We start from the raw sequence: 4100 nt of genomic DNA on the forward strand, positions 1-4100 counted from the left end.
CAAATGCGGTAGAATCAGTATCTAACGACAGTTACCGCATTTAGTTTAGGTAATATCTCTAAATAATCGCATCTGAAATAGGTAGTAAGCCCCAAACCTAGAACTAAAATGCGGTAGAATCAGTATCCAACGACAGTGACCGCATTTGACTTAGGTACACTCTCAATGAAGAGCACGTGTAATGGCCATAGGAACGTGGATAGTACTCGCACAACATACTTCCCATTACAATCTCCTTTTTCAATTTTATTTTTATATATCAATAAGATAACTCTGATAGACATAAACCAATTTAGCCTATTGAATCAAAACGTTTTATACTTGATATTGGTATTAACAAAAGATACACGGATACCGCATCTAGGATAGGTATTTAACTGACATTGATAGGTATCCCGGTCAGATCGCATTTTATATTGGTACTAAACGCATTTTATATTGGTACTAAACGCATTTAGAATAGGTAATAACCGCATTTAAGATCTGTAAGTACCGCATTTTACTTTACCTGATCCACATGTAACCTATTGTTTTTAATGACCTATTTTCTTACCATAGATCTTATAGATCTTATAGATCTAATAAAAATCTTATAGCCTATGTGGATAACTGGAAAACCTTCGGTTTACACAGTTTCCCACAAGATCAAGACCATAAATTTTTTTCTTTATCTAAGTAAAGCCACGTAGATCTCCTACAGTTACACTACTAAATAATTACCGGATAGGAGCTCCTTTGCTTTACCTAGTTATCACTGTATCTTCTGCTATCGCGATAGTTTTGGCTCATAGATATGCTTTGAATATTCAAAGCAAAATATTAATTACAAAGTTATCTTTAATCAGAGCTGCAATAAAAGTCATTATAGGTCTATTTCTTGGGCTTCTACTCTCTTTGGTGATGAATGTGTTCCATGTCCAATCACTCGCAACAATAGGACTCCTCTTTTGTGGGGTACTCAGTGTTGCAACTATCTTATCGCTACTACTTTATCAAACATTACTTAAGAGGCTCTATCACCTAGACTTTAGTATTTTTAAGGTGCTGAAATGTTATGTCGTAGAAATGTTTATAGCGGGAGCATTAAGTAGCATCGGAATATCTTTGTATATAGGGCTACAAAACTAAGTAAAGTAGGTCCAAAAGGAAACCACAGTACATCTGAGAGAGACTTAATCTGCAGGCATGCCCAGATTTATAAGGCTCTATTTAAAGCCCCACATATACCTCTAGTACGCGTCACGTCGAATCCCCCAAAAGATAACGCCACTTGCGCTTGCCAAGCAATCACGCAAATACCACTGATTGAAGCAATACGAATCCATCGATTTGCAGCAATTCTCACTCAATCTTCATCAAGCTACTGATAACTTCCGAGATAAGAAGCATCTCTCGATCAAACGTGGTGAGTCGTCATTATTATGCAGTACCGATAACATTCGTTTCTCGCGGATTCGATTTGAGCACAGTGTCGTCCTCCCCTACTCCAGAAAACGTTCATTAATTCTGATCACTTTAAAATAATCACGTTCATATATTGACCAACATCACCTTAAAAATAAAATGTAATTATAAAATTCAATTTAAAAGTGTTTTTGTAATTATTGTGTTGTATAGTAATTTCATACTAAGTGATAAGGAGTACAATACATGTTTAGTGCGTCTGAAACCGAGCAGATCCTCCATAATTTGTCAGATACATTCATTGCGTTGTCAGAGCAAACTAAATCACGTGCTTTGTTTCTTAATGAATTGGATGAGTTTGAAGAAGGTGATCTAGCTCCAAATGGCAAACCTTACAGAACGTTCAATAAATCAGAGATATATGAAAAGCTTAACTTGAGGCAAGGGAGTTCAAAACTCGACTCACTAGTAAAAAAACTGGCGTTGAATACTTCTACAGGCCGTGCTTGGAGAGTCAATTTGCTTGATAGAGTCTTATTGCAAAGAGCGATAGGTGACTTTCCCAAGTTTGAGCGCTCCGAACATCAATCAATGATCACTTATGTTATTGGTAATCTCAAAGGTGGGGCTGGTAAAACCACCTGTACAGCCACTCTTGCAACGGGTATTGCTTCAGAAGCTACTAAAGAGTATCGAATTGGGGTGATTGACTTAGATCCACAAGGTACGTGTACTCGAATCTTACTACCGAAAATGAGCCCAGATCAGCTTTCTGTTGGCGATTTGCTCATTGAAGAAGATTTAGAATTGGATGATGGTGAAACGTTCCAGCAGGCAGTACAAAGTGCATTTTGCGAGACCAACTACCCGAACTTGAAAATATTGCCTGCATCTGAAGAAGACACCAGATTTGAACTTTATTCTAAAATGAAGGGGATTGAGGCTGCGAAGGCTGGACAAGTCTACACTTCTTCCCTACACCTTTCTAAAATTCTCGATGCGGTCAAAGATGACTTCGATATGTTGTTTATCGATACTCCTCCCCATATGAACGAGATCAATATCGCCGCACACTATGTAGCGAATCGATTGATCATTCCGCTGAAGGCAACGGAGAACGATAGGGATAGTACGGGTAAATACCTAAAACAACTGACTCAGTTTTACGCATATATGAAGGAGCTCGGGCATGAGGGCTACGATTCAATCAATATTTTGCCTAGTGCAGTGAATACTCGATCTTCAACCGAAGTGCGTATCGCGAATAGTATTAAACAAGCCCTAGGCAGCTATGTTTTAGATATGACCACTTACTCTGAACCTGTCGTTAATACCAATGAAGACCTATCGACAATTTTTGATATTAGTGGCTCATTTTATTCAGGTAAGAACACCAGTTTATACGCAGCACAAAGCGTTATGATGCCTCTTATCTCTTCAATCGAAGCTCAAGCTAATGAGTTTTGGCGCTCTCAAGAAAAAGTGAATGGTGACTCCTAATGGCAAAAGGACTAAGACGCACAAAAGATGTAGCAGGGTTCAATGATCAAGGAATTAAAGCGGCTCAAGCGTCAATGCAAAAAAAACAAGCCACTTTAGAGTATATCTTTGATTCTACTCCTTATACTCTAAATCTCGAAACGGTAAAGTCGAACAAGATTTTAGAAGAAACAATCGTTTTTGAAGGCAATGAAAGAGAGCAATCCTGGTTAAATGAAAATGCCTTAGTTGATATTATTTCTACGCTCGAAGGCAAAGATGGGCAACTACTCTACCCTGCTTTAGGTTTTCGAAATGGAAATAAAATCGTTGTTGTAGAGGGGTCTAGGCGCAGGATGTCTTGCTACTATGCGCAAAAAGATTTTCTCGTTTATGTCAGTGATAAACCATTTGATAATGAACTGGCCAATAGCCTATCGGTGATTGGCAATGCTCATAGAACGATATCGATCTGCGAAAAAGGGCTAAAATACAAAAAAGTATTGGAGTCTGGCCAATGCAAGTCAAATGCAGATATTGAGAGGCTTTTTGGTGAGCATAAAAGTACCGTCAGTATTGCCTTAAAATCGACAAGATTACCAAGAAAACTTTTAGACTCCTTCCCTGCCCCAACATTTATTGGCAAGAAAATCATTGATGATTTATCTAAATGGCTTGAATTAGTCTCAGATAGCGAGTTTAAAGACTTTAACGAGGTCATTAGCAAAATCAGCTTGCCTGATACGGAAGACAGAGATCCGGTTAAGTTAAATACTCAATATTTTCAAGCCATCCTTGATGAAGTGAAAAATGTAGAAAAGCCAATAAATAACTTCAAAAATTTATCTGATAATTCAGCACGTTACCGTGTCTTGTTCAATGAAGACAAGCGTTCAGTAAAATTGGAGCTTAAGGACTTAAATCAAGAGCACCTTGAGAAATTCAGAACTTTTTGTACTGATATCGGCATTTCAATCTAGAGTGTTCACGGCGTGAACACTTTCGAAATTGCGCTTTGCCTTACAACGTTCACGGCGTGAACACTTTCGAAATTGTGCTTTACCTTAAAACGTTCACGGCGTGAACACTTTTGAAATTGCGCTGTACCTTATAACGTTCACGGCGTGAATACTTTCGAAATTGCGCTGTACCATATAACGTTCACGGCGTGAACACTTTTGAAATTGCGCTGTACCTTATAACGTTCACGGCGTGAA

The 4100-nt window shown here is 38.3% G+C and carries 3 protein-coding genes; 2 read left to right on the forward strand and 1 reads right to left on the reverse strand.

Annotated elements, in window-relative coordinates:
• Positions 1 to 1195 precede the first annotated feature (1195 nt).
• Positions 1196 to 1345, reverse strand: coding sequence for a hypothetical protein (locus ACM2FC_RS23335; protein WP_498483434.1), 150 nt, complete (start codon positions 1343 to 1345; stop codon positions 1196 to 1198).
• A gap of 305 nt (positions 1346 to 1650) precedes the next feature.
• Between ACM2FC_RS23335 and ACM2FC_RS23340 the strand changes: the two genes are divergently transcribed.
• Both ACM2FC_RS23340 and ACM2FC_RS23345 read left to right on the forward strand, forming a co-directional pair.
• Positions 1651 to 2904 carry a ParA family protein gene (locus ACM2FC_RS23340; protein WP_498483435.1) on the forward strand — a complete coding sequence of 418 codons (1254 nt, stop codon included), beginning with the start codon at positions 1651 to 1653 and terminating at the stop codon, positions 2902 to 2904.
• Entirely contained in the window at positions 2904 to 3863 is a 960-nt protein-coding gene (locus ACM2FC_RS23345; protein WP_498483436.1) for a hypothetical protein, read from the forward strand. Before ACM2FC_RS23340 ends, ACM2FC_RS23345 begins: the two co-directional genes overlap by 1 nt.
• The last annotated feature ends 237 nt before the right edge of the window (positions 3864 to 4100 follow it).

It is taken from the genome of Vibrio sp. A37, assembly GCF_059777565.1.